The sequence below is a fragment of the Arcobacter vandammei genome (assembly GCF_016106035.1).
In the GTDB taxonomy this organism is placed as follows: Bacteria; Campylobacterota; Campylobacteria; order Campylobacterales; family Arcobacteraceae; genus Aliarcobacter; species Aliarcobacter vandammei.
Genome location: NZ_JADKPZ010000007.1, coordinates 15,724 through 40,552 on the forward strand (window position 1 = coordinate 15,724; position 24,829 = coordinate 40,552).

Sequence of the window (24,829 nt, forward strand, 5' to 3'; positions counted from 1 at the left end):
TTTTATGACAAAAGATATTGCAACAAGAAATTTAAATGATTTAATAACAAAAGTTGAAGCAGCAAGATTAAGAGTAAGTGAACACCATATTGTAAAAATTGTTGGTATATCAAAATATTCAACAAGTGGTGATATAAAAATGCTTTATAGTGTAGGTCAAAGAGCTTTTGGAGAAAACAAAGTTCAAGATTTAAAAGATAAAAGTGAAGTTTTAGATGAATTTCCAATAGAGTGGCATTTTGTTGGAACACTACAAAAAAATAAGATTAATAATCTAATTGATTTAAATCCTGTTTTAGTTCACTCTTTAGACTCTTTAGAATTGGCAAATGAACTAAACAAAAAGCTAGAAATTAAAAATAAAAAAATGTCATGTCTTCTTCAAATAAACTCAAGCTATGAAGATACTAAAAGCGGTGTTGATCCAAAAGATGCTATTAATATTTATAAACAAATTTTAGAAACTTGCCCAAATATAACTCTAAAAGGTGTTATGACGATTGGAGCAAATAGTGAAGATGAAGCAAAAATCAAAGAGTCATTTATAATTACAAAAAAGATATTTGATGATTTAAAAGAGTTTAATCCTATGTACTGTTCTATGGGAATGAGCGGTGATTTTGAACTAGCAATTGCTTGTGGTTCAAACTTAATTAGAGTTGGTTCAACATTATTTAAAAACTAAAATATAAGATTTTTCTTATTTTTTAGTCAAAAAATCTAAATATTCTAAAAAATTAATAACTTTTTAATAATTTTTCTTCTGTAAGCCCCTAAATTTCAGCTTTATTAAAGTTTTTTTACTATAAAGTTTTCTCAATTTATTTTTAAAAAGGAGTTTTACATGAACAAGGCTGAATTTATTGATGCAGTAGCTGCAAAAGCTGGATTATCTAAAAAAGATGCAAAAGGTGCAGTTGATGCAGTATTAGATACTATTACTGAGGCTTTAGTTAAAAAAGATTCTGTAAGTTTTATCGGTTTTGGTACATTCTCAACTGCAGATAGAGCAGCTAGAACTGCAAAAGTTCCAGGAACAACAAAAACTGTTGAAGTACCAGCTACAACTGTTGCTAAATTTAAAGTTGGAAAAGCTTTAAAAGACGCTGTTGCTAAATAATTCTAAAAAGGCTAAACCTTTTTAGAGTTTGGCTTTTTTATAAAATCTTCAAAATTTATCTCTCTTTTCTCTTTTTTCTAATTTTTCTTTGTATTAAAATAGTTTTTTTTGGATATAATTTATAAAATAATATTTATATAGGATTAAATATGGATATAAACCAAATAAATAATAACTCCTTAACGGGCTTAAATAATAATTCCCAGCTACAATTAAATAGATCAAACATTAGTCAAAAAGTTGAAAATCTTGTAAGTGATGAGTTAAGCCTAAATATAAGTAATATAACAAAGCAAAGAAGTGAATTTTCATCAAATATTCAATCTTTAAATGATGGAATAGCAATATCAAAAATAGCGACAAATGCTATAGAAAAACAACAAGACTATTTAAATAATATTCAAACAAAATTAGAAAATATAGATATTTTGGATAATAAAAATGATATTAAACAAAATATCAATGAGGATTTAAGAGCTTTTAATAAAATCTCTTATGAAACTAATTATAAAAAAGAGTCTTTATTAGTTCAAAATTACTATGATGAAAGTCAAGATATACAAATCAATACAAGTGGTCAAAACTTTTCTATTCCTAAGCCAAATGTTTCAAATTTTGCAAATCAAATATTTGAAAGTGTAAATAACTCTGATTTAAATAATCCTACAAATGTGATAAATTCTAAACAGTTAATTACAGGAATATCTGAAGAGTTAAACAATATCTCAAATAATTTTAATAATTTTAGTAAAGAGTTGGAAGCAAAAGTAAATGACTCTATAAAAGAACAAAATAATAATTTATATAAAAATAGCATAGATTTTGGTAAAGAGACTACAGATTTTACAAAAGCTAATATCAGTATAAATGCAGGAAGTTTAATAGCATCTCAAGCAAATATTATTCAAGACCAGAGTGTAAGACTTTTATCATAATTAATTAAAAAATAAAACTACTTTATATAAGTGAATAAAGTAGTTTTTCTAAAATTCTTTTTAAATCTTTCTGCTCATTTTTATTTAATACCTTAAAAGAATCATTTAATCTTAATGAAGTCTTTTCTATACAATCTTGAAGTAAATTAACACCCTCTTTTGTTAAAGTAACATAAGTTTTTCTTTTATCTTCTGTTGAAACTTCTCTTTTTATCAACTCTCTATCTTCTAACTTTTTTAAAACCTTTGTCATTCCACCACTTGAAAATACTGTAGCATCATAAAGTTCTGTTGGAGTCAAAGAGTGTTTATCATTTGTAAAATACAAAGCTGCTAAAACATCAATATCTGAATGAAGTAAATCATAATTACTTTTATAAAAATTTTCAGAATTATTATGAAAATTTTTTGTAATTAGTAACATTGGAAGTGATAATGTAAATATTTCAAGATTATTATCTTGTGTAACTCTACTATAAAATTGATCTAAATGTTGTTTATTCATATGAGAATACTATCATAAATATCTTTAAATTATCTTTCTAGCAAGATAAAATTAAGATTATTTTCGTTAAAATCAACTTTCAATTTAATTTTAAAGGGAGTAAATGTGAAAAAAATATATTTTTCTTTCTTTGTACCTCTTTTTTTATATAGCCAAAATTTAGACGAGTTAGTAAACTTATCAATTGAAAATAAGCTAGTTAATGCTTCAGTTCAAAATATGGAAGCAGTAAAAGAAGATTATAAAAGTGTACAAAGTGGATATTTACCAAAACTAGATGTTGGTGCTGGTTATTTTTATACAGAAAAAGAGACAGCAAGTGCAGCTCAACAAAGAGTAAATGCTTATGGAAGCTTAAACTATTTACTTTATGATGGTGGAAAAAAATCTGATATTTATAATACATATGAAAATAGTATAAAAAGCAGTGAAAAAAGTATAGAAGCACTTAAAAATGATATATCTTTAAATGTAATAAACTACTATTTTAACTACTTATCTCTACTATCAAAAAAAGAGACAAAGATTCAAGAAATCACAGAATTAAATGCACAAAAAGATAGAATTTCAAGATTTTTTGATGCAGGAACTACAACAGAAGATGAGCTTCAAAAAATTATTTCTAATTTAGAAAATGCAAATGTAACTTTACAAGAAACAGAACTTGAAATTATTACAATATTACATAATCTTGAATATATAACAGGAAGTAGAGTATCAATAACTGAAGGTTCAGTAATCGAGCTTTCAAATAGTAACAAAGATAAAAATTTAAGATTTGATATTCAAGCTTTAGAGTATGATATAAAAACTAAACAAAGCAATGCAAATGCTGAAAAAAGTGGATATTTACCAACTGTTACTTTAGATAATACTTTTACATACTATGATAATGAATATAAAAATAAAAGTTTTCAAAATAGTGTAGATCACCAAAATGTAGCAAGTGCTAATATGAAGTGGAATTTATTCTCTTTTGGAGAGACAAAACATAAAGTTGAATCAAAACAAAAAGAGTATTTAGCTAGTAAATCAAAATATGAGTATGAGAAAAATAGAGCTGATGTAGATTTACAGTTAGCTATAAAATCTTATGAAATAGCAAAAGCAAAAATCAAATCAACGCAAGCAAATATAAATGCAGCACAAAGTGCTTATGATATTATAAAATCTAAATTTGAAAATGGTCTTATTGATAATGTTGCATTTTTACAAAGTTTAACAGAAAAATACGATGCAATAAGTAAACATAAAACTGCTTTAAATGATTTAGAGATAAAAAAAGCAAATATAATTTACCATAGTGGTGAGAAATTACAGGAGTATATAAAATGATAAAAAAATCAATAGTAACAATGTCTTTGTTATTTGGATTAAATAATCTATTAGCAAATGAGACACCTGCACTTCCAGTGCAAATATTTAAAGTTACACAAGAATCTAGTACTACAAATAAAACATATCCAACTATTTTAAAAGCTTATGAGCAAGTAGATGTAATGGCTAGAGTTTCTGGAACTTTAACAAAAAAACACTTTAAAGAGGGAGATTTTGTAAAAAAAGGAACACTTTTATATAGCATTGAACCAGATACTTATCAAGCAAATTTAAATGTAAAAAAAGCAAATTTTGTAAAAGCAAAAAAAGATTTTGAAAGAGCAAAAACTCTTATAGCTTCAAAATCAATAAGTCCACAACAATTTGATGATTACACTTTCCAATACGATAGTGCAAAAGCTGCTTTAGATGAAGCTCAAATAAATCTAAACTATACAAAAGTAACTGCTCCAATTGATGGAATTATTGGGATAAAACAACATGATGTTGGTGATTTAGTTGGAAGTAGTACTACTAACTCTTTACTTGTTACAATTACAAACACAAACCCAATTCATGCAGAGTTCTCTATTCCAAAAGATGATATGAACAAATATCTTTCACAAATAAAAGATAAAACAGCAAAAGTAACACTTTTAGCAAATAATAAAAAATATGAAAATGGAGTAATAGATTTTATCTCTCCTATAATTGACTCAAAAACTGATACTCTTTTAGTAAGAGCAAAATTTGACAACTCAAATTCAGATTTAATAGCTGGAAACTTTACAAAAATAGAGTTAGCAAATTTATCTTTAGGAGATGTTTTTGTTGTTCCTGAAAATGCTGTATTAAAAACTGCACAAGCTAGTATTGTAATGGTAATTGATGAGAATAATAAAGCAAAACCAAGACCAGTTCTTGCTGGAGATTTAGTTGAAAATGGTATTGTGATTAAAGGTGGTTTAAAAGCAGATGAGCAAATTGCAGTTAGCAACCTTGCAAAATTAAGACCTGATACAAAAGTCCAAATAGTAAATAAAGAGAAATAGTTATGATTTCAGCATTTTTTATTAAAAACCCCGTTTTTGCTGGTGTTTTATCTATTATTATTTTTCTTGTTGGGTTAATCTCTATGGTCAATCTTCCGATTGAACAGTATCCTAGAGTTTTACCTCCACAAATTATTGTAAGTACTTCTTACCCAGGTGCTAGTGCTGATACTATTGCTAAAACTGTTGCTGCTCCACTTGAAGAGCAGATAAATGGTGCAAAAGATATGCTTTATATGAACTCTTTAGCAGAAGATAGTGGAAGACTTAGTATAAATGTATTTTTTGAAGTTGGAACAGATCCTGATGATGCAAAAATCGATGTAAATAATAGAGTTCAAGCAGCCTTAGCAAAAATGCCTGAACAAGTACAAAGACAAGGTGTTGTTGTAGGTGAGAGAAGTCCATCTATCTTACAATTTATTATGCTTCAATCTCCAAATAAAACTTATGACTCTATTTATTTATCAAACTATGCTTTACTGAACTTAGTTGAGACTCTAAAAAGGGTTAAAGGTGTTGGTGATGCTATGATTTTTGGAGGGAAAGATTACTCTATTAGAGTTTGGATTGATCCTTTAAAATTATCTGAGTATAAACTTGCAACAACAGAAGTAATTTCAGCTATTAAAGAACAAAATAATCAATACGCTGCTGGTAAAGTTGCAGCTGAACCAATAGCTGAAAAGCAGATGTATACATATACAATTCAAACTCCAAGTAGATATGAAAATCCAACACAATTTGGAAATATTATTATTAGAGCAAATGAAGATGGAAGCTCTTTAAAACTAAAAGATGTTGCTACTGTTGAACTTGGAGCTGCTGATTATAGTGTTGTAACAAGATTAAATAATGCTCCATCTACACCTATTGGAATATTTTTACAAAGTGGTGCAAACTCACTTGAAACTGCTCAAGCTATAGAAAAAGCTTTAGAAGATGCAAGTAAACTTTTTCCTGAAGATATGACTTATTCTATCCCTTATGATAGTACAGGTTTTATCGAAGCATCTATTGAAGAGGTTGTAAAAACATTTGTTGAAGCACTTGTACTTGTTATTTTAATTATTTTTATATTCCTACAAAGCTGGAGAGCTACAATTATTCCTTTAATTGCCGTTCCTATTTCGATTGTTGGAGCATTTGCTGGAATGTATGTTTTAGGATTTAGTATCAATCTTCTAACACTTTTTGGGCTTGTTCTTGCTATTGGAATTGTTGTTGATGATGCTATTATCGTTATTGAAAATATTGAAAGACATATGGAAGAAGGCAAAACTCCACTTGAAGCTGCATATATTGCAATGAAAGAGGTAACAGGAGCTTTAATTGCTATTATATTAGTTTTAGCTGCTGTGTTTGTTCCTGTTGCATTTATGGGTGGTTTAAGTGGAGAGATGTATAGACAATTTGCCATAACTATTGTTATTTCCGTTATTATCTCTGGTTTTGTTGCTTTAACTTTAACACCATCTTTATGTGTAAAAATATTAAAAAATAAAAAACATGAACCAAAAGGTCCCGCAAAATGGTTTAATACTATGTTTAACAAATTTACAGATGGCTACTCATTTATAGTTAAAAAAAGTATTAGATTTGCCTTTATATCTATAATTTTATATGCTGGATTACTATTTGTATCTTGGGATATGTTTAAAGGAATGAAAACAGGGCTTGTTCCAGATGAAGATCAAGGAACAATTTTCGTATTTGGATTTAACCCTTCAGGTTCTTCACTTTCAAGATCACTAGAGCTTAGTGAGGAGATAAATAAAATAATATTGGCTGATGATAATGTACAAGATGTTATCACACTTGCTGGTTATGACTTTACAACTTCAGCACAAAGAAGCCATACAGTTGCAACTATTATAAAACTTAAAGATTGGAGTTTAAGACCAAATTCTGATCAAGAGGCTCAAGCACTTTTAGGAAAATTCACTAATCAACTTATGGGAACTAGTGAAGGTTTCTCTATTGCTGTTGTACCACCTCCAATTATGGGGATGAGTGTTACTGGTGGATTTGATATGTATGTTCAAGATAGAACAGGTGGAACTATAGAAGATTTAGGAAATGTAGTAAATGAAATTATAGCAAAAGCTGCCCAAAGACCTGAACTTATGGGAGTTAGAACAGCACTTACTGCTAATATTCCTCAATTTAAAATAGATATTGATATAGAAAAAGCAAAAGCAAAAGGTGTAAACTTAAGTGATATTTATAGCACTATAAATGCTACTTTTGGAAGCTTATATGTAAATGATTTCTCACTTCAAGGAAGAACATATAAAGTAAATGTTCAAGCAACAGATGAGTATAGAAACAACATAGAAGATTTACAAAATGTTTATGTAAAATCAAGTAGTGGGGAACTTTTACCTATAAACTCTTTTGTAAATTATAAAAAAATTGTTGGAGCAGATATTATTGAGAGATTCAACCTTTTCCAATCTGCAAAAGTTTCAGGACAACCAGCACCAGGGTATAGTTCAGGAGACTCTTTAAGAGCTATTGAAGAAGTAGCAAATGAGGTATTACCTGAAGGTTATACAATTGCTTGGACAGGAACTGCATATCAAGAGAAACAAGTTGGTGGAAGTTCAGCACAAGCATTTATTTTTGGAATTATTTTCTTATTCTTAATTCTTTGTGCCTTATATGAGAGATGGTTACTTCCACTTTCAGTTGTTTTAGCTGTTCCATTTGCTATTTTTGGAGCGATATTAGCTACAAACTTACGAAGCTTAGACAATAATATCTATTTCCAAATTGGGCTTTTGGTTCTTGCAGGACTTGCAGCTAAAAATGCTATTTTGATTGTAGAATTTGCTCTACAAAAAAGAGCTGAAGGTTATAATCTTGTTGATGCAGCATTAGAAGCTGCAAAAGTAAGACTTAGACCAATTATTATGACTTCATTAGCATTTACAGTTGGAGTTTTACCACTTGCTATTGGTGGTGGAGCTGGAGCTGCTAGTAAACACTCTATTGGAACAGGAGTTGTTGGAGGAATGCTTACGGCTACATTTATAGCAATTATTTTTATTCCGCTATTTTATATACTTATCTCTAAATTAAGTAGAGAAAAAGATACTCAAACTAAAATTAGTGAAGAAAAAGTAGGTTAATCCCTACTTTTTCTTCTAATTAATTATTATTTTTAAACAACTATTTATAATTTAAACGATAAAATTTATCCCTAAAATAAAAAGGGAAAATTTTGCAAAACTTAAATCTAAAACCAACTATTTTAATTGTAGATGATATGACTACAAATTTAATAATATTATCTGATATTTTAAAAGATGATTACAACATAAAAATAGCAAAATCAGGACTAAAAGCTTTAGAAATTTTAAACTCTCAAGATAATATAGATTTAATACTACTAGATATTGAAATGCCCGATATTAATGGTTATGAAGTTTTGAGAAAATTAAAAAATAGTGATAAAACAAAAAATATTCCAATAATTTTTGTAACTGCAAAAAGTAGTGAAGAAGATGAAGAGTATGGTTTAAATCTTGGTGCAATTGATTATATTACAAAGCCCTACTCTAAATCTATTGTAAAAATAAGAATAAAAAATCAAATTAATCTAAAACTAAAAACTGACCTTCTTGAGCAACTTTCAATGTATGACGGGCTTACAAATATAAAAAATAGAAGATTTTTTGATGAGAGTTTTGAAAGAGTTTACAACAAAGCAAAAAGAGATAAAAGTAATTTTGCCCTAATTATGATTGATATAGATTATTTTAAACCTTACAATGATAATTATGGTCACGGTCAAGGTGATATAGCTTTAAAGAAAGTTGCTAGCTCTTTACAAAGTACTCTAAATCGAGCAAACGATTTAGTGGCTCGTTATGGTGGAGAAGAGTTTGTTGTTTTAATACAAGATATTGATGAACAAGGCTTAGAAAAAATTTCTAATAATATTTTAGAATCCATAAAAGAACTAAAGATAAAACATGAATATTCATTAATTAGTTCTCAACTAACAATATCTATGGGAATTGCTTATTATTTATCAAATAATGAAATTCCAAAAATAAAAATCCTTATGGAAGCGGACGAAACTCTATATAAAGTTAAGAATTCTGGAAAAAATAATTTTTTAATTAGTAAAATTTAAATATAAAATAATCTAATATTGCTATAATCTGTATAGATAAACATATAAAATTATTTATATTTTAATATACTAGCTTATAGGGAATATTCGATGGATCTTAAAAATAGATTTAAATTTATAAAAGTAACCATATTTTGGCTTATTATTTCATCACTTATAATTTTTTCTATACTTTTTATACAACTATTTATGGAGTACAATAAATCTATAAATGATGCAAAAACAAAAGTTAATGATATTGTATCTCTTGTATCAGAAAAACTAGAAAACGACTTTACACAAATAGATAATCTACTAGAACTAGCAAAAAATATGATAATAAATATTCCAAATGAAAATATCATTTTTACAAATTCAAATAATGCTCAGAAAAAAATAATTATTGAAAATAAACTAAATATATTTGTAAATAATTTTCCTATGATAGATGAAATTATTTTTATTGATAAAGATGGCTTTGCAAAAGCTTCATCAAAGCATCTTATTGAAAAAATTGATGTAAATGATAGAGACTATTTTCAAGAGATAAAAAATAACAACTCTTTAGACAAAGGTTTTTCAAAAATATTAATAACAAAAAGCAGAAATAAAAAAGCCTTTGTTCAGTTTAATGCTATTAGAGATGAAAATAAAGAGCTAAGTGGTGTAATTATCGCAACCATAAATCAAGAAAGTATTTTAAATACTTTAGAAACTATAAATAAAGCAAGTAATACAAATCTATTTTTATTAAATAAAAGTGATTATACTTTACAACTTTCAACAAATGACACTTTTATAGAAAAAGATTTAATCAATATATTGAATACTAAAAATAAAATTTTAAAATATAAAGATAAAAATCAGAATATAATTGCAAGTTTTGAGATTTTAAAATGGGATTTGCCTTTTATAATCTTATCAACTCTAGCTGAAGATAAATATCTATTAAATTTTAAAAAATATTTAAAAACTATTTGTATCTTTTTTATACTTTTTCTTATCCTATCTTATCTTTTTTTCATATATATTAAAAAATATCACTCCAGAGAGCTTTTCTTAATAAAAGAGTTAAAAAGGTCAAAAGCTAGATTTGAGAATATGTTTAGAATTCATTCAGCTATTATGCTTTTAGTAAGTCCAAAAAATGGAAATATTTTAGATGCAAATGGAAGTGCTTTGGAGTTTTATGGCTACACTTTAGAGGAGATTAAGAATTTACATATTTCACAAATAAATATAAGTTTAAATGATGAATTACATCAAGCAAAAACTTTAAATAAAAATATTTTTCATTTCAAACATAAATTAAAAAGTGGTGAAATTAAAATTGTAGAAGTAAACTCTTCACCTATAAAAACGAAAGATAGTACTGTTTTATTTTCTATTATTAAAGATATTACAAAAGAGAAAATTATAGAAGAGAAGCTTCAAAAATCTTATGAAATGCAAAAAAATCTTATAAATTTACAAGAAAATATTATTATTTTAACAAATGGTAAACAAATAGAGTTTGCAAATGATAAGTTTCTATCATTTTTTGGATATGAAAACTTGGAAGATTTTAAAGAAAAACATAGTTGTATTTGTGATTTCTTTAAAGAAGATAAAGATTTCTTTTGTTTAAGTAAAATAAAAAATAGAGATTATTGGATTGAAGAGTTAGAAGAGAAAGATGACTTAGATAGACTTGTAAAAATGGATGATGTAAATAAAAATGAGCATATTTTTACAATAAATATAAGTTCACTTGATACAAATGTAAAAATCATCTCTTTTACGGATATTACAAAAACTGCTTCAAAAAACTTTGCACTTGAAGAAAAACTACTACACGATAAATTAACAAATGCCTATAATAGAGAGTTTTTTGATAGAAATTATAAAGAATTTATAAAAAATTATCATACTTTAAACTCAAATCTAGCAATAGCAATGCTTGATATTGACCACTTTAAATATGTAAATGATACTTTTGGTCATGATATTGGAGATATTGTTTTGCAAGAGTTTGTAGAAGTAGTAAATAATAATTTAAGACATGATGATTATTTAATTAGATGGGGTGGAGAAGAGTTTATTTTAACTTTAAAAATAAAAAATCAAGATGACCTTAAAACGATTTTAGAGAAATTAAGAAAAGCTGTAGAAGATTTTGAATTTACAAAAGTAGGACATAGAACCTCATCTTTTGGTGGGGCAATATATTATGAAAATGAAAATATTATGAAGACAATTAAAAGAGCTGATGATGCTGTTTATAAAGCAAAGCAAACAGGAAGAAACAAAGTAGTGATTTTATAAATAATAATTTTCCAATAAGTATAACTATACTATAATATATAAGATTTATTGTAAGGGAAGATATGAATAATAACTATTTGAGTGATGAAGAACTTGAAGAGTATAAAAGAGTTTTAGAAGAAAATAATCGTTTAAAGAATATTGAAAAAGAGCTTCACGAACAGATACATTTTATGCAAAGCTTAATAGATAATATTCCTGTACCTATTTTTTATAAAGATGAAAATAGTAGATTTTTAGGATTTAATAGTGAATATGAGAGAGTTTTTTCTACAAATGCAGATGATTTAATTGGAAAAAGAGTTCTTGATTTGGATTATTTATCAATGGAAGATAGAAAAATCTATCAAGAAGAAGATGAGATGGTTATAAAAACATCAACTGTTGTAAAAAGAGAACAACTTATGCCATATTGCGATGGGAAACTTCACGATACTATTTACTATGTTTCAGGATTTAAAAAAGCAAATGGAAAACCAGCTGGATTAATTGGAACTTTTATTGATGTTACACAGATTAATGAAGCAAAAAGAAAAGCAATAGAGATAAATGAGATAAAAAGCCAATTCTTAGCAAATATGAGCCACGAGATAAGAACTCCACTAAATGGAATAATAGGTCTTAACTCCCTACTTCTTGATACAGATTTATCCCCTATTCAAAAAGATTATGTGCAAAAATCAATAAACTCTTCTGTTGCACTTTTGGGAGTAATAAATGATATTTTAGACTACTCAAAAATAGAAGCAAGAAAACTTGTTTTAAATAATGAAGAGTTCTCTTTAGAAAATATTTTAAAAACTACAACTGATATGTTTGAAAACAGTATTCACAAGAAAAAACTTGAAATTCATATTGATTATGATGTAAATATTCCAAAATATTTAATAGGTGATTCTTTAAGAATTATTCAAATTTTAAATAATCTTGTAGGAAATGCTATAAAATTTACAGAGTTTGGAGATATTACAATCTGTGTTAATTTAGATAAGATTGTAGAAGATGATATATACCTAAACTTCAAAATAAAAGATACTGGAATTGGAATAAATAGTGAAGATTTATCAAAACTTTTTCAAGCATTTTCACAAGTAGATAACTCAAACACTAGAAAGTTTGCAGGAACTGGACTTGGATTATCTATTACAAAAGAGTTAATATCTTTAATGGATGGAGATATTGATGTTAAAAGTAATAAAGGCTTTGGAAGTGAGTTCTATTTTAATATTAAACTAAAAGTATCTCACAACAAAAGACATAATATTGAAGTACCAAACTTCCTGGAAAATTGTACATTTTTAGTAGTTGATGATAATGAAATAGAAAGAGAGATTATCTCATCACTTCTAAAATCTTGGAATATAACACCAATTGTTTGCAGTAGTGGAAGAGAAGCTATAAAAATAGCATCAAAAGTTGATATAGATTATTTAATTGTAGATTGGAAAATGCCTGAAATTGACGGGCTTGATGTAATAGAAAGCATATCTAAAATGCAAAATAAAACTTTCCCAAAAATGATTATGATTAGTGCTTTATTAAAAAATGACTTAGAAAAAGTTGCCTTAAAAAGAGATATAAAACCTGATATTATTTTAAATAAGCCTATTACTCAATCAGCACTTTTAAATGCTATTTTAGAAGATGAGAATATAAATTTAAAATCAAAAGAGCTTAAAAAAACATATTTCAAAGGTAAAATTTTACTTGTTGAAGATAATGAGACAAATCAACTTGTTGCTAGTGATATTTTAAAATCTTACTCTTTAGAAGTAGATATTGCCTCAAACGGTCTTGAAGCTGTTGAACTCCATAGTTTAAACTCTTATGATTTAATCCTAATGGATTTACAAATGCCTTTAATGGATGGTTTTGAAGCTAGTAGAAAAATAAGAGAAAAAGACAAAGATATTCCAATTATCGCTCTAAGTGCTGCTGTTATGAAAAAAGATAAAGAACAATGCCTAGAAGCAAAAATGAATGAACATCTTGCAAAGCCAATAAATATAAAAGAGCTTGAAGCAACTTTGAAAAAATATTTAGAAAGTATTACTAGCTATGAAGAGAAAAAAGGAATAGATGATATTAGTTTTATATTTGATATAAAAGGAATAAACTTTAAAAGACTTCAAGATATATACTCAAGCCAAGATAGAGTTTTAAATATACTAAAAATCTATTCGAATAGTACAAAACCTATTATTGAAAAACTTCAAAATCTTGAAATACTTGATAAAGAGTTTAAATCTACAATCCATCTTCTAAAAGGAACAAGTGCAAATATTGGGGCTTTTGAGATATATGAACTTTGTTTAAAAATCGAACAAAGTGAAAATTTAGAGTATTTACAAAAACTAAAAAATGAACTTCTAATAGTTGTAAATAGTTTAATAAAAAATATTGATGAGAAAATAAATCTAAACTTCACAAACTTTGATGAAACAATAAATCAAGAGCAGTTATTAATCTTATTAAAAAATATTGAAGAAAAGATAAATTTAAGTGAATTCATAGAAGATGACAAGAAAAACCTTCTTATAAGTTCTTTGAAAAATCATCTAGAAAATAGTGAATTAATATCTAATCTTGAAAATCAAATTGATAATTTTGAGTATGATGATGCACTAAAATCAATAAATGAGATTAATTTGGCTTTAAAATAGGAAATAGATTTTATATACAGCTAGTTTTATAGCTTTTTCGCTAAAATCCACCCTATTTTAAACAAGGATATTTTTTGGATAATATTTTTTCAAGCTTAAATGAAGCTTTTAATCTTATGTCAAATTGGGAAATTCTAGCTGCATCTTTGTCTATAATCTACCTACTAATGGCGATTAAACAAAATATTTGGTGTTGGGCAGCTGCATTTATTAGTACTTTGATTTATACGATTTTATTTTTTGATGCTAGTTTATTGATGTCAAGTTTTTTAAATGCCTACTATTTATTAATGGCAATTTATGGTTTTTACTCTTGGAAATTTGCAAATAATAAAAAAAACAAAGAGTTAGAAATTAGCTCATATGGTCTAAAAAAGAATTTAATAATAATTTCTTCTTTAGCAATAATATCTTTTTTTGTTGGTTTTTATATGCAAAACTACACAGATGCTGTAAATGCTTATTTAGATTCAACAATCACAGTTTTTGCACTATTTGCAACTTTTATGATGACAAGAAAAATTTTAGAAAACTGGCTATATTGGATAGTTATTGATACAAGTGCAGTTTATTTATATATAAATCAGGAGTTTTATGTAACTGCTCTTTTAATGGTAATTTATACTGTTTTAGCAGCAATTGCTTATTTTGAATGGAAAAGAGAGTTAAAAAGTGAATCTTGAAGAGATAAAAAAATATAATATTTTTAAAAGTGAATTACTAAATATAGAACTACTTAAAACTCAAGGGATAAATAATATCTCATATTTATTAAAAACGACAGATAAAGAGTATGTTTTAAGAGTTTTTAAATCAAAAAAAAGTGTAAATATTAGTAGAGAGTTTGAATTTATGACTCAAAAAAAAGCCTATGAAAAGGGTTTTGCAACAAAACCTATTTTTCTTAATAAAGATTTTATGATTTATCTTTATGAAAAAGGTGTTCATAAAGATAAATTATCTAATTTAGAGATAAAAAACTTAAGTAAAATTGTAAAAAAAATGCATAAAATTGATTTAAAATCAAAAAATTACAATTTTGCTAAAGATTTAAAATATTACTCATCTATTTTAAAAGATGAAAAGAGTTCAAAACTTCTAAAAAAGACTCAAAAAGCTTTAAAAACTCTTAAAAAATATAAAAAAGATTTGGTTTTAACTCATCACGATTTAAACCCAAAAAATATAATCTTTACAGAAAATAAGAAAATTTCAATTATAGATTGGGAGTATGCTGGAACAAATGATAGATTTTTTGATTTAGCAACTATTTGTGTTGAGTTTAAATTTACCAAAGGAGAAGAGAAAATATTTTTAAATAACTATTTTAAAAAGATAAAAAAAAGCTACATAAAAAAGCTAAAAGAGTATAAAAAGATATATAAAAATATCTGTGCTTTATGGTTTAGCTCTTTAGAAAATAGTACAAAGATTTAAAATGAATTTAGAAGAGAAATTAAAACAACTTCCCTCTAGTGCTGGAGTTTATCAATATTTTGACAAACAAGGACATCTTCTTTATATTGGAAAAGCAAAAAATTTAAAAAATAGAGTAAGAAGCTACTTTAAATTTAGCCCTACTTTAGAACCTGCTTATGATTTAAGTCCAAGAATTTTTAAGATGATAAGTGAGACTACATTTTTAGAGTGGATTGTTGTTCCAAATGAACACGAAGCTTTGATTTTGGAAAACTCTCTAATAAAACAGCTAAAACCAAAATACAATGTACTTTTAAGAGATGATAAAACCTATCCTTATATTTTTGTAGATTTAAATGATGATTTTCCAAGACTTGAGATTACAAGAAAGATAGAAAAGGGAAAGAATATAAGATATTTTGGACCATATTCAAGTGGTGCAAAAGATATGCTTGATAGTATTTATGAGATAGTTCCGCTTGTGCAAAAAAAATCCTGTATAAAAGGGAAAAAAGCTTGTCTTTTTCATCAAATAGGAAAATGTCTTGCTCCTTGTGAAGAGAAAATTACAAAAGATGAGTATAAAAATCTTTTAGATGATGCCTTAAATTTTATTTACAATAAATCAAAACTTATCTCAAAATTAAAAGAGAAGATGAATTTTTATTCAGATAATTTTCGTTTTGAAGAGGCTTTAAATTTACGAGATAGAATAAAAACTATTGAAAAATCACAAATAAAAAGTGGTATAGATTTGGCTACAAATGAAGATTTGGATATTTTTGCTATAAAATCAAGTAGCAAAAAAGCAGTTCTTGTGCGAATGTTTATAAGAGATGGAAAACTTGCATCTTCAAACTATGATTTCATAAAAATAAACACTGAGTTAGAGTTTGATTTACAAGAAGCTTATAAAAGAGCGATAATAAACTACTACTCAAGTATTCTTCCAATAGTTCCAAAAGAGCTAATTGTAGCAGATGAGCTTGAAGATGTTGAAAATTTAGAGGAGTTTTTACAAGAAAAACTTAAAAAAAGAGTAAAAATTGTAAATCCAAAAATAGATAAAAAAGCCTCTTTGGTAAAAATAGCTTTAAATAATTGCGATGAACTTTTAAGGTTAGAAAACTTAAAAAATGAAAATGAGATTTATAGTCAAATAAAAGAGCTATTCTCTCTTCAGACTCTTCCTTTTATAATTGAAGCCTTTGATAATTCACATATGATGGGACAAGCAACAGTTGGTGCTATGATAGTTTGGAATAAAGAGCTTGAAAATTTTGATAGAAAATCTTTTAGGCACTACAATCTTGAAAGTCTTGATGAATACTCACAAATGAAAGAGATGTTAAGTAGAAGAGTTGAGAGTTTTATCAAAAACCCAGCTCCTGATTTATGGGTTATTGATGGAGGAACTACTTTGTTAAAACTTGCATTTGATATTGTTCAAAGTGTGGGAATAAATCTTGATATTATTGCTATTTCAAAAGAGAAAATAGATGCAAAATCACATAGAGCAAAAGGAAGTGCAAAAGATATAGTGCATTATAGGTCTTCAAATAATGAACTAAAAAGCTTAAATTTGCTTACAAGTGATAAAAGACTACAATTCGTACAAAGATTGAGAGACGAAGCTCATAGATTTGCAATAACTTTCCATAAAAAACAGAAAAGAGCAGAAGACAAAGAGATTTCACTTCTACAAATAAAAGGTATTGGTGAAGCAAAAATCAAAAAACTTCTTCTATATTTTGGAGAGTTTGAGAAGATAAAAAATGCACCTTTTGAAGAACTAAAAACAGTTCTAAATGAAAAAGATGCAAATACAATTTTAGATTATTTTAATAAGGATAGAAGTGGCGAAAATATTATTAAGTAAAAAAAATCTTTTTTATAATCTTGAAGAGATTTCAAAAAAAGCAAAAGGTAAAGAAAAAGTTGCTGTTGTTTTAAAAGATAATGCTTATGGTCATGGGCTTATAGAAATTGCTAGTTTATGCAAAGAGTTTGGAATCCAAAAAGCAGTAGTAAGAACAATAGAAGATGCACAAAAAATAAGAGATTATTTTTCATATATTGTGGTTTTAGCAGATAACTCTTTTCACAACTATTCACATACTTTTCACATAGCAATTAATTCACTTGATGATATAAACAAAGTACCACAAAATGCAAATATTCACTTAAAAATTGATAGTGGAATGCATAGAAATGGAATAAGTATAGATGATATTGAAGTGGCTATTTTAGGGCTTTTAGAGAGAAAAGCCAATATTACTGGGGTTTTTACACACCATAGAGGTGCAGATACTTTAAGCACTGATTTTTTTTGGCAAAATGAAAATTTTACTAAAGCAAAAACTAAGGTAAAAGAACTATGTGAAAAACTTTTAATCAAAGTCCCTAGTTTTCACTCTTGCAATTCAGCAGGACTTTTTAGAAAGCAAATTTTTGATGAAGATTTTGCAAGAGTAGGAATTGCAACTTATGGATATTTAGATAATGATGAAGTATTTGATTTTCCTAAATTAAAACCAGTTATGTCGCTTTGGGCAACAAAAATGGCAACAAGAGAGCTTAAAAAAGGTCAAAGCCTTGGGTATGGTGGAAAATTTAAAGCTAAAGAAAACATGGTAGTTTCAACTTATGATATTGGATATGGTGATGGATTTTTAAGATTAAATGAAGATGACTCTTACAAAACTCCAAAAGGTTTTGAAGTTTTAGGAAGAGTTTCTATGGATAATTTATCCTTAAATAGTGAAGATAATGAAGTTTGTATATTTGATGATGTTACAAATTTAGCAAAAATACATAAAACAATCACTTATGAGATAACTTGTAGCTTAAAAGAGGGTTTAAAAAAAGAGATTTTGCTATAATAAAACAAGAAATAACTGTTTTAGGGAAAATTTATGAATAAAGAATATTATAAAGAGAAGTTAGAATATTTACAGAAACTATCAAAAACTGGATTTTGGGAGTTTAACTTAATTACTAATCAAATTACCTACTCTAGCGAGATTTATAATATATTAGAAATAGATAAAAATAGTTTTGAACATAAATATGAAAATTTTTTAGATTTAATTCATCCCGAAGATAAAGAAGCTGTAAATAATTTTTATTTAAACTCTTTAAAAAATCTTGAAAAGGAGATTACTTTAGTTCATAGGATTATTACAAAATCAAGTGGATTAAAATATCTAAAACAAAGATTTGAAACTAAGTTTGACGAAAATAACAATGCAATTTCCTCTTTTGGTACAACTCAAGATATAACAGAACAAGAGATTTATAAACAAAAGTTGGAGCTTGATTTAAAAAAGATAAAAGCTCAAAAAAATGAATTAGATGCAATATTTAATAATACAATAGACGGTTTAGCAATAATTGATTTAGATACAAATTTTATAAAAGTAAATAAAACTTATTGCGATATTACAGGTCTTAGTGAAGAAGAACTTTTAAATACAAGTTGCATAGAACTAACTTCAGAAGAGTTTCTTGAAGATTCAAGAAGAAGTCTTGAAGAGTTTTTAAAGACAAATATCCCCCAGCCATTTGAAAAATATTGTATAATAAAAGATAAAAAAATTGATGTTGTACTTTTTCCATATAGAATTGATGATAAGCATATTTTACTAAATATGAAAGATATTTCAAGGAATAAACTAATAGAAGAGCAATCAAGACTTATTTCTATGGGCGAAATGGTTGGAAATATAGCTCACCAATGGAGACAACCTTTAAGTATTATTACATCAATTGCTAGTTCTACAAGTTTATTAAATAATCTAAACAAACTAAATAAAGATGAATTAAATAGTGATATGAAAAAGATTGTTGATCAATCAAACTATTTATCTGATACTATTGATGATTTTAGAAATTTTATAGTAAATACTAGTGATTTAGAAAATATTAGTATTTTAAAAACTCTACAAAAATCACTATCTTTACTTGATTCTGCAATAAAAATGAATAAAATTAGAATTGTTACAGATTTTCAATATGATTTACTAATATCTGGTTTTCAAAATGAGTTAATTCAATCTTTTATAAACATTATAAATAATGCAAAAGATGCTTTAGTACAAAATGTTGAAGATTCAAAAGATAGACTAATTTTAATGTGCACAAAGAAATTGGGAACTAGCTTAAGATTGGAGATAAAAGATAGTGGTGGAGGAATAAGTGAAGATATTATAAATAGAATTTTTGAACCATATTTTACCACTAAGCATCAAAATTTCGGTACAGGAATAGGACTTGCTATGACTCATAAATTTATAACTCAAAGACACAATGCAACAATAAAAGCTAGTAATATAAGCTTTACTTTTAAAAATAAAGAGTATAAAGGTGCATCTTTTGTTATTGTTTTTGAAGATAATTTAAAAGTAGCTTTACAATAAAAGGAGTTTTAAATGTTGGTTTCTGGAACATCTGCACTAAATATTTTATTAGCAAACAATAATAAAGTTTTAAATGATGTTCTAAAAGAAGCTGATATAAAAACTTTGGAAACTCTTGTAAAAGATGACCCAAAAGCCCAAACTACTGCTACAAAAGTTATAAAAGAGCTATTTGAAAATATAAAAGATGGCTCAAAATCTTCTACAACTATAGAAAATATTCTTAAAAATTCAACTATTTTTAAAGAGTTGGGAAATGTTTCTACAAATCTTGCAAACCTATCAAATCTCTTAGAAGATGTAGAAAGTCGCGATAGTTTGGCAAAATTTAAACCTTTAATAGAAAATTTAACAAAAAATATAAAAGATTTAGATTCTACAAATCTAAAAGAGCAGATAAAAAACTCTGGAATTTTTCTTGAAAATAAGCTAGTAAATAGTGAAACAACAAAAGTAGAAAATATTTTAAAAGATATTCAAAGCTTGATAAAAAATATTGAAACTCCTATTTCAAAACAGTTAAATGAACAAATAACAAAAGTTTTACAAGATATTTCTAATCCAAAAATAAGTCAAGAAGCAAAAGCACCAATCGGAACAGGAATTACAATCCCTGCCAATGGAGAAGCGAAAACAACACAAAATGTTCTACAAAATCAAAATATTTCTCAAACTCCACAAAATCAAACAAAAATTGAAACTGGAAATTTAACTCAAACTATCAATGAAGCAAAAACACCAATCGGAACAGCAACTTCAGTCCCTACAAATACAGAAACAAAAACACCAACTCAAAATTTCTCAATTCCAAACCCAACAACAACTCTAACAACAAATAGAGAAATCAAAAGCCCTATCGGAACAGGGACTTTAGTCCCTGCAAATACAGAAACTATCTCAAATAATCCATTGATAAATAATCTAAAAAATCTAACTCAAAATATTCAAACTTTGAGTGAAAGTCTTAGCCCAAAAGAGTTTGATAATATAAATAAACTTACAAAAGAGCTTAAAAATATAGTAAATCAAGCAACTTTAGTAGAATCAAAAATTGAAAATAATTTAACTAAACAACTAAAGCTAGAAACTCCTATTCAAAACCCAATATCAAGCCAAACACAAAATCAAAATACTCAAACTCAGCCAAAAGAGGCACAAATTCAAAATCTACAACAAAATATTTTAAATGCAAAAGCACAACAAACACCAATAAATCAAATACAAACACCACAAACAGAAGTTTCAAACCAAAATACACAAAGTAAAATTCAAACAACTCAAGCTTTTTTAAATCAAATACAAAACCAAATAAAAGAGCCAATTGCACAAAATACAACACAAACTACACAAATTTCAAATCAAACAATAGCTAAAAATGAAGCTCAAATTTTACAAAGCCAAGCTCCCCAAGATTTAGCTCAAAAAATACAAATAACAAATGATACAAAAGAATTAATAGTTCAAATAAAAAATGATCTTATAAATAATCCAATTTTAAACCAAAATAGTAGAAATATTTTACCAATAATTGACAATTTATTAAAAATGGAAAACCTTTTTATAAAAAATGAAACATTGCAAAATATGGTAGATTTAAAACAAATAAATCAAAATATATCTCAAAATAACCTAAGTACTTTTTCAAACAATTTTGCTTCAAATTTATCTCCTCTTTTAAGTAGTTTAAAAGAGAATTTAAATAGTTTTTCAAATCCAAATAACTTAAATATTCAAAATCACTTAGAAAAAACAGTAAATAAAATTGAGCATATAATCTCAAATTTAGAAGTAGAAAAAGATGCAAAAACATCATCAAAAGATGATATTAAAACTATTTTATTACAATTAAAAGAGGAATTAACTACAAAAACTGATGCAAAATCAACAGAGATTTTAAAGCAAGTTGATAAACTTTTAACACAAATAGATTTTCATCAACTAAACTCTTTAGTTTCAAACTCAAACTTTGTTTATGTACCTTTTGTGTGGGAAATGCTTGAAGATGGCTCAATAAATATAAAAAAAGCAGAAGAAGATAAGTTTTATTGTCAAATCAATCTTACTTTAAAAGATTTTGGGAAAGTTGATTTAATGCTAGGTCTTTATGATAAAAATAAGATGGATTTAACAATTTACGCTCAAAGAGACCATTTCAAAGTGGCAATTAGAGAAAATATTCAAGAGTTAAAAATCGCTTTAAATAGTGTTGATATTATTCCTATGAATATAAAATTGCTGGATATGAAAGAAAATAGTGAAGATACTCCAACAAGTAACTATATAAATAATATTTTCAATCAAAATATCACTTCAGGAATTGATATAAAGGCTTAAGATGGATAAAAGAATAGATGAAAATTTTGTACAAAAAGCTGTAGCCTTACAATATGATATAGAAAAAGATAATGCTCCAATGATTACAGCCAAAGGGCAAGGAGCAACGGCAACAAATATAATAAAAATAGCAAAAGATAATAATATTCCTATTCAAAAAGATGAAGATTTAGTAGAACTCTTATCAAAAATTGATGTAGATAAAGAGATTCCAACTTCAATGTATAAAGCAGTTGCAGAGATATTTTCTTTTATTTATGACCTTTCAAAAAAAAGATAGTTTATTGTTTTAAGAGTTTATATAATATAATCTTTGACTTAAATTTATAAAGACTATTTTGAAAAAATGATTAGAAACAAACTTGAAAATCCAATTATCCTTTTTTTTATTTTAATTATCATAGTTTCTATAAATATTATTGCATCTATAAATTTTTTATTAGTTATGTTTGCTGGAGTTTTATTTACAGGCTTTTATATTTGCCTTAAAAAAAGGTATTTATACTCTTTAACATTTATAATAATTGCATTTTTATTTGTTGAGATAAATTCTGGATTAAAACCTTTTTCATTGACTCTTTTATCTTTATTTATATATATATTTATTATTCCTAAAGCAAATCAAAATAGCTCTTATGATTTAGCAAATAGCTATGTTTATATGCTATTTTTCTATATTGCTCTTTTTATTATGTGGTCAATATTTTATGGAATGAGTCAAAAAATATTTTTTGCTTTACTTATAAATCTTATACTTGATTTTATATTTTTTGGAGTTTTTCTTTGATTTTAAGACTAAATTTAATCTATATTTTAATAATAGCAATTTTAATTACCCTACTTTCAAGAGTATATTTTCTATCTATTAAATCAAATACTTATTATGAAGAGTTATCAAAAAATAACTATATAAATAAAATTTATAAAACACCTGTTAGAGGTATAATTGAAGATAGAAATGGAGAAAAAATAGCAATAAATGAGATGGGATTTTCTATTTCAATAAAGCCTCATTTAAGAAGGGAGAAAAAAAGAGCTGAACTTGAAAAAATAGTAGATTTGATAGTAAAACAACTTCCAAACCTAGAAAAAGATAAATTAATAAAAACATATTTAAAAGAAGATTCAGCTTATAATCACAATTTTATAACGATTGTTGATTATGTTCCTTATGATGAATTCTTCTCAAAATATACTATTTTAGCCTCTCACGAAGATATAAAAATCGACTCTTCAACAAAAAGATTTTACCCTTTTAAAGATGCAGCTTCACATATAATTGGCTATACAGGAAGAGCATCAAAAAATGATATTTTAAACAATGAAATAGCAAGGTTTACTGGAATAGTGGGAAAAAATGGAATTGAAAAATATTACAATGATAAGTTGCAAGGTGAATTGGGCTACAAAGATGTAAAAGTAAATGCCTACAACAAGGAAATTGAAGTTTTAGACGAAAAAGAAGCTTCAACAAATAATAATATAAAAATATCAATAGATATAAAACTTCAAGAATATTTAAAAGAGATTTTTGTAGGAAAAAGTGGTTCTATTGTAATTATGGATGTAAATAATGGTGAAATTTTAGCAGCTGCATCTTTTCCTGAATATGATAGCAATATTTTTGCAAGAGGAATTTCTCAAGAAGATTGGGACAAAATGAGAAATGATTTTAATCATCCATTTACAAATAAAATTACAAATGGTCTATACCCTCCTGGATCTGTTATAAAAATGGGAGTTGCTTTGGCATTTTTAGAACATGGAATTAGTGAAAACTTCTCTGTAAATTGTACAGGTTCTTTGCCTATTGGAAATAGAAATTTTAGATGTTGGAAAACAACAGGACACGGACATATTGGATTTAGAAGCTCACTTGAACAAAGTTGTGATGATTTTTATTACAAAGGGAGTTTAAAATTAGGAATAAATAAAATCTCTCAAACTTTAGATAAATTAGGAATAGGAAAAGTAACTGGAGTTGATTTAAATAATGAATTTGCAGGAATAAATCCAAACAAAGAGTGGAAAGAGAGTAAATTAAAACAACCTTGGTATGTAGGAGAAACTGTAATTACCTCTATTGGTCAAGGAAATATGCTTACAACTCCTCTTCAAATCACAAGGTATGCAAGTTATATAGCAACTGGAAAACTTCCAAAACCACACTTCAACAAAGCACATTATGAAGAACCAAAAGAGCTTGACATTCCTGTAAAATACCTAGATGTCCTTAGAAAAGGTATGTATGATGTATCTTACGGAGATAGAGGAACTGCACGAAAATACTTAAGTTCAAGAGTTCCAATAGCTACAAAAACAGGAACAGCACAAGTTGTAACAATTCCTCAAAGTGAAAAAGTAAGAATGAAAGAGAGTGAAATGGAGTATTACCAAAGATCTCATGCTTGGATAACTAGCTATGGACCATATAAAAACCCAAAATATGCAGTTACAGTTTTACAAGAACACGGTGGTGGGGGTGGAAGTGCTACTGGTGAAGTTTTGAGTAAAATTTATAATAAACTTTTAGATTTAGGTTATATAACTTTGGATAATTAATTCGATTTTAGATAAAATCGAAGACTTTTTATTTTAGGATTTTTTTTGAGAATATTTTTTCTTTTATTTATTTTTTT

The 24,829-nt window shown here is 26.3% G+C and carries 19 protein-coding genes; 18 read left to right on the forward strand and 1 reads right to left on the reverse strand.

Annotated elements, in window-relative coordinates; translation table 11 throughout:
• Positions 1-4: 4 nt before the first annotated feature.
• The 3 genes from IQC44_RS04990 (at position 5) to IQC44_RS05000 (ending at position 2,055) form a co-directional block, all read left to right on the forward strand.
• The gene (locus tag IQC44_RS04990; RefSeq protein ID WP_198305251.1) at positions 5-685 is read left to right on the forward strand and encodes a YggS family pyridoxal phosphate-dependent enzyme; all 681 of its coding nucleotides are present in this window, start codon (positions 5-7) and stop codon (positions 683-685) included.
• Between the two features lie 159 nt (positions 686-844).
• Positions 845-1,120, forward strand: coding sequence for an HU family DNA-binding protein (locus IQC44_RS04995; protein WP_198305252.1), 276 nt, complete (start codon positions 845-847; stop codon positions 1,118-1,120).
• 149 nt (positions 1,121-1,269) lie between these two features.
• Positions 1,270-2,055: a hypothetical protein gene (locus IQC44_RS05000; protein ID WP_198305253.1), complete on the forward strand. Its 786-nt coding sequence runs from the start codon at positions 1,270-1,272 to the stop codon at positions 2,053-2,055.
• Between the two features lie 22 nt (positions 2,056-2,077).
• Here IQC44_RS05000 and IQC44_RS05005 read toward each other — a convergent pair whose 3' ends face one another.
• Positions 2,078-2,560 carry a MarR family winged helix-turn-helix transcriptional regulator gene (locus IQC44_RS05005; protein WP_198305254.1) on the reverse strand — a complete coding sequence of 161 codons (483 nt, stop codon included), beginning with the start codon at positions 2,558-2,560 and terminating at the stop codon, positions 2,078-2,080.
• Between the two features lie 105 nt (positions 2,561-2,665).
• Between IQC44_RS05005 and IQC44_RS05010 the strand changes: the two genes are divergently transcribed.
• From IQC44_RS05010 to mrdA, 15 genes are all read left to right on the forward strand, one after another.
• The gene (locus IQC44_RS05010) at positions 2,666-3,895 is read left to right on the forward strand and encodes a TolC family protein (protein WP_198305255.1); all 1,230 of its coding nucleotides are present in this window, start codon (positions 2,666-2,668) and stop codon (positions 3,893-3,895) included.
• Entirely contained in the window at positions 3,892-4,929 is a 1,038-nt protein-coding gene (locus tag IQC44_RS05015; RefSeq protein WP_198305256.1) for an efflux RND transporter periplasmic adaptor subunit, read from the forward strand. Before IQC44_RS05010 ends, IQC44_RS05015 begins: the two co-directional genes overlap by 4 nt.
• A 2-nt stretch (positions 4,930-4,931) precedes the next feature.
• Positions 4,932-8,063 (forward strand): efflux RND transporter permease subunit, encoded by a 3,132-nt coding sequence (locus tag IQC44_RS05020; protein WP_198305257.1) that lies wholly within the window; start codon positions 4,932-4,934, stop codon positions 8,061-8,063.
• A gap of 92 nt (positions 8,064-8,155) precedes the next feature.
• Complete coding sequence (locus IQC44_RS05025) at positions 8,156-9,073, forward strand: GGDEF domain-containing response regulator (RefSeq protein WP_228286258.1); 918 nt, start codon at positions 8,156-8,158, stop codon at positions 9,071-9,073.
• Between the two features lie 90 nt (positions 9,074-9,163).
• A complete protein-coding gene (locus tag IQC44_RS05030; RefSeq protein WP_198305258.1) occupies positions 9,164-11,356 on the forward strand; it encodes a diguanylate cyclase in 2,193 nt (730 codons plus the stop codon).
• A 62-nt stretch (positions 11,357-11,418) separates the two neighbouring features.
• A complete protein-coding gene (locus IQC44_RS05035; RefSeq protein ID WP_198305259.1) occupies positions 11,419-14,019 on the forward strand; it encodes a response regulator in 2,601 nt (866 codons plus the stop codon).
• 74 nt (positions 14,020-14,093) lie between these two features.
• Complete coding sequence (gene pnuC, locus IQC44_RS05040; protein ID WP_228286259.1) at positions 14,094-14,702, forward strand: nicotinamide riboside transporter PnuC; 609 nt, start codon at positions 14,094-14,096, stop codon at positions 14,700-14,702.
• A complete protein-coding gene (locus IQC44_RS05045) occupies positions 14,692-15,456 on the forward strand; it encodes a phosphotransferase (RefSeq protein ID WP_198305260.1) in 765 nt (254 codons plus the stop codon). Before pnuC ends, IQC44_RS05045 begins: the two co-directional genes overlap by 11 nt.
• A 1-nt stretch (position 15,457) precedes the next feature.
• Entirely contained in the window at positions 15,458-17,317 is a 1,860-nt protein-coding gene (gene uvrC / locus IQC44_RS05050; protein WP_198305261.1) for an excinuclease ABC subunit UvrC, read from the forward strand.
• Positions 17,295-18,320, forward strand: a complete 1,026-nt coding sequence (locus IQC44_RS05055) for an alanine racemase (RefSeq protein ID WP_198305262.1) — start codon at positions 17,295-17,297, stop codon at positions 18,318-18,320. Before uvrC ends, IQC44_RS05055 begins: the two co-directional genes overlap by 23 nt.
• A 33-nt stretch (positions 18,321-18,353) precedes the next feature.
• Complete coding sequence (locus IQC44_RS05060) at positions 18,354-19,856, forward strand: PAS domain-containing sensor histidine kinase (RefSeq protein WP_198305263.1); 1,503 nt, start codon at positions 18,354-18,356, stop codon at positions 19,854-19,856.
• Positions 19,857-19,868: 12 nt separating this feature from the next.
• Positions 19,869-22,190, forward strand: coding sequence for a hypothetical protein (locus IQC44_RS05065; RefSeq protein ID WP_198305264.1), 2,322 nt, complete (start codon positions 19,869-19,871; stop codon positions 22,188-22,190).
• A gap of 1 nt (position 22,191) precedes the next feature.
• Entirely contained in the window at positions 22,192-22,470 is a 279-nt protein-coding gene (locus IQC44_RS05070; RefSeq protein ID WP_198305265.1) for an EscU/YscU/HrcU family type III secretion system export apparatus switch protein, read from the forward strand.
• A 66-nt stretch (positions 22,471-22,536) separates the two neighbouring features.
• Positions 22,537-22,977, forward strand: coding sequence for a hypothetical protein (locus IQC44_RS05075; RefSeq protein ID WP_198305266.1), 441 nt, complete (start codon positions 22,537-22,539; stop codon positions 22,975-22,977).
• Entirely contained in the window at positions 22,974-24,752 is a 1,779-nt protein-coding gene (gene mrdA / locus IQC44_RS05080) for a penicillin-binding protein 2 (RefSeq protein WP_198305267.1), read from the forward strand. Before IQC44_RS05075 ends, mrdA begins: the two co-directional genes overlap by 4 nt.
• Positions 24,753-24,829: the final 77 nt, after the last annotated feature.

Coding starts and splice junctions, on each gene's coding strand:
- IQC44_RS04990 (WP_198305251.1), top strand. CDS start 5: ATGACAAAAGATATTGCAACAAGAAATTTAAATGATTTAATAACAAAA.
- IQC44_RS04995 (WP_198305252.1), top strand. CDS start 845: ATGAACAAGGCTGAATTTATTGATGCAGTAGCTGCAAAAGCTGGATTA.
- IQC44_RS05000 (WP_198305253.1), top strand. CDS start 1,270: ATGGATATAAACCAAATAAATAATAACTCCTTAACGGGCTTAAATAAT.
- IQC44_RS05005 (WP_198305254.1), bottom strand. CDS start 2,560: ATGAATAAACAACATTTAGATCAATTTTATAGTAGAGTTACACAAGAT.
- IQC44_RS05015 (WP_198305256.1), top strand. CDS start 3,892: ATGATAAAAAAATCAATAGTAACAATGTCTTTGTTATTTGGATTAAAT.
- IQC44_RS05020 (WP_198305257.1), top strand. CDS start 4,932: ATGATTTCAGCATTTTTTATTAAAAACCCCGTTTTTGCTGGTGTTTTA.
- IQC44_RS05030 (WP_198305258.1), top strand. CDS start 9,164: ATGGATCTTAAAAATAGATTTAAATTTATAAAAGTAACCATATTTTGG.
- IQC44_RS05035 (WP_198305259.1), top strand. CDS start 11,419: ATGAATAATAACTATTTGAGTGATGAAGAACTTGAAGAGTATAAAAGA.
- uvrC (WP_198305261.1), top strand. CDS start 15,458: ATGAATTTAGAAGAGAAATTAAAACAACTTCCCTCTAGTGCTGGAGTT.
- IQC44_RS05060 (WP_198305263.1), top strand. CDS start 18,354: ATGAATAAAGAATATTATAAAGAGAAGTTAGAATATTTACAGAAACTA.
- IQC44_RS05065 (WP_198305264.1), top strand. CDS start 19,869: ATGTTGGTTTCTGGAACATCTGCACTAAATATTTTATTAGCAAACAAT.
- IQC44_RS05070 (WP_198305265.1), top strand. CDS start 22,192: ATGGATAAAAGAATAGATGAAAATTTTGTACAAAAAGCTGTAGCCTTA.
- IQC44_RS05075 (WP_198305266.1), top strand. CDS start 22,537: ATGATTAGAAACAAACTTGAAAATCCAATTATCCTTTTTTTTATTTTA.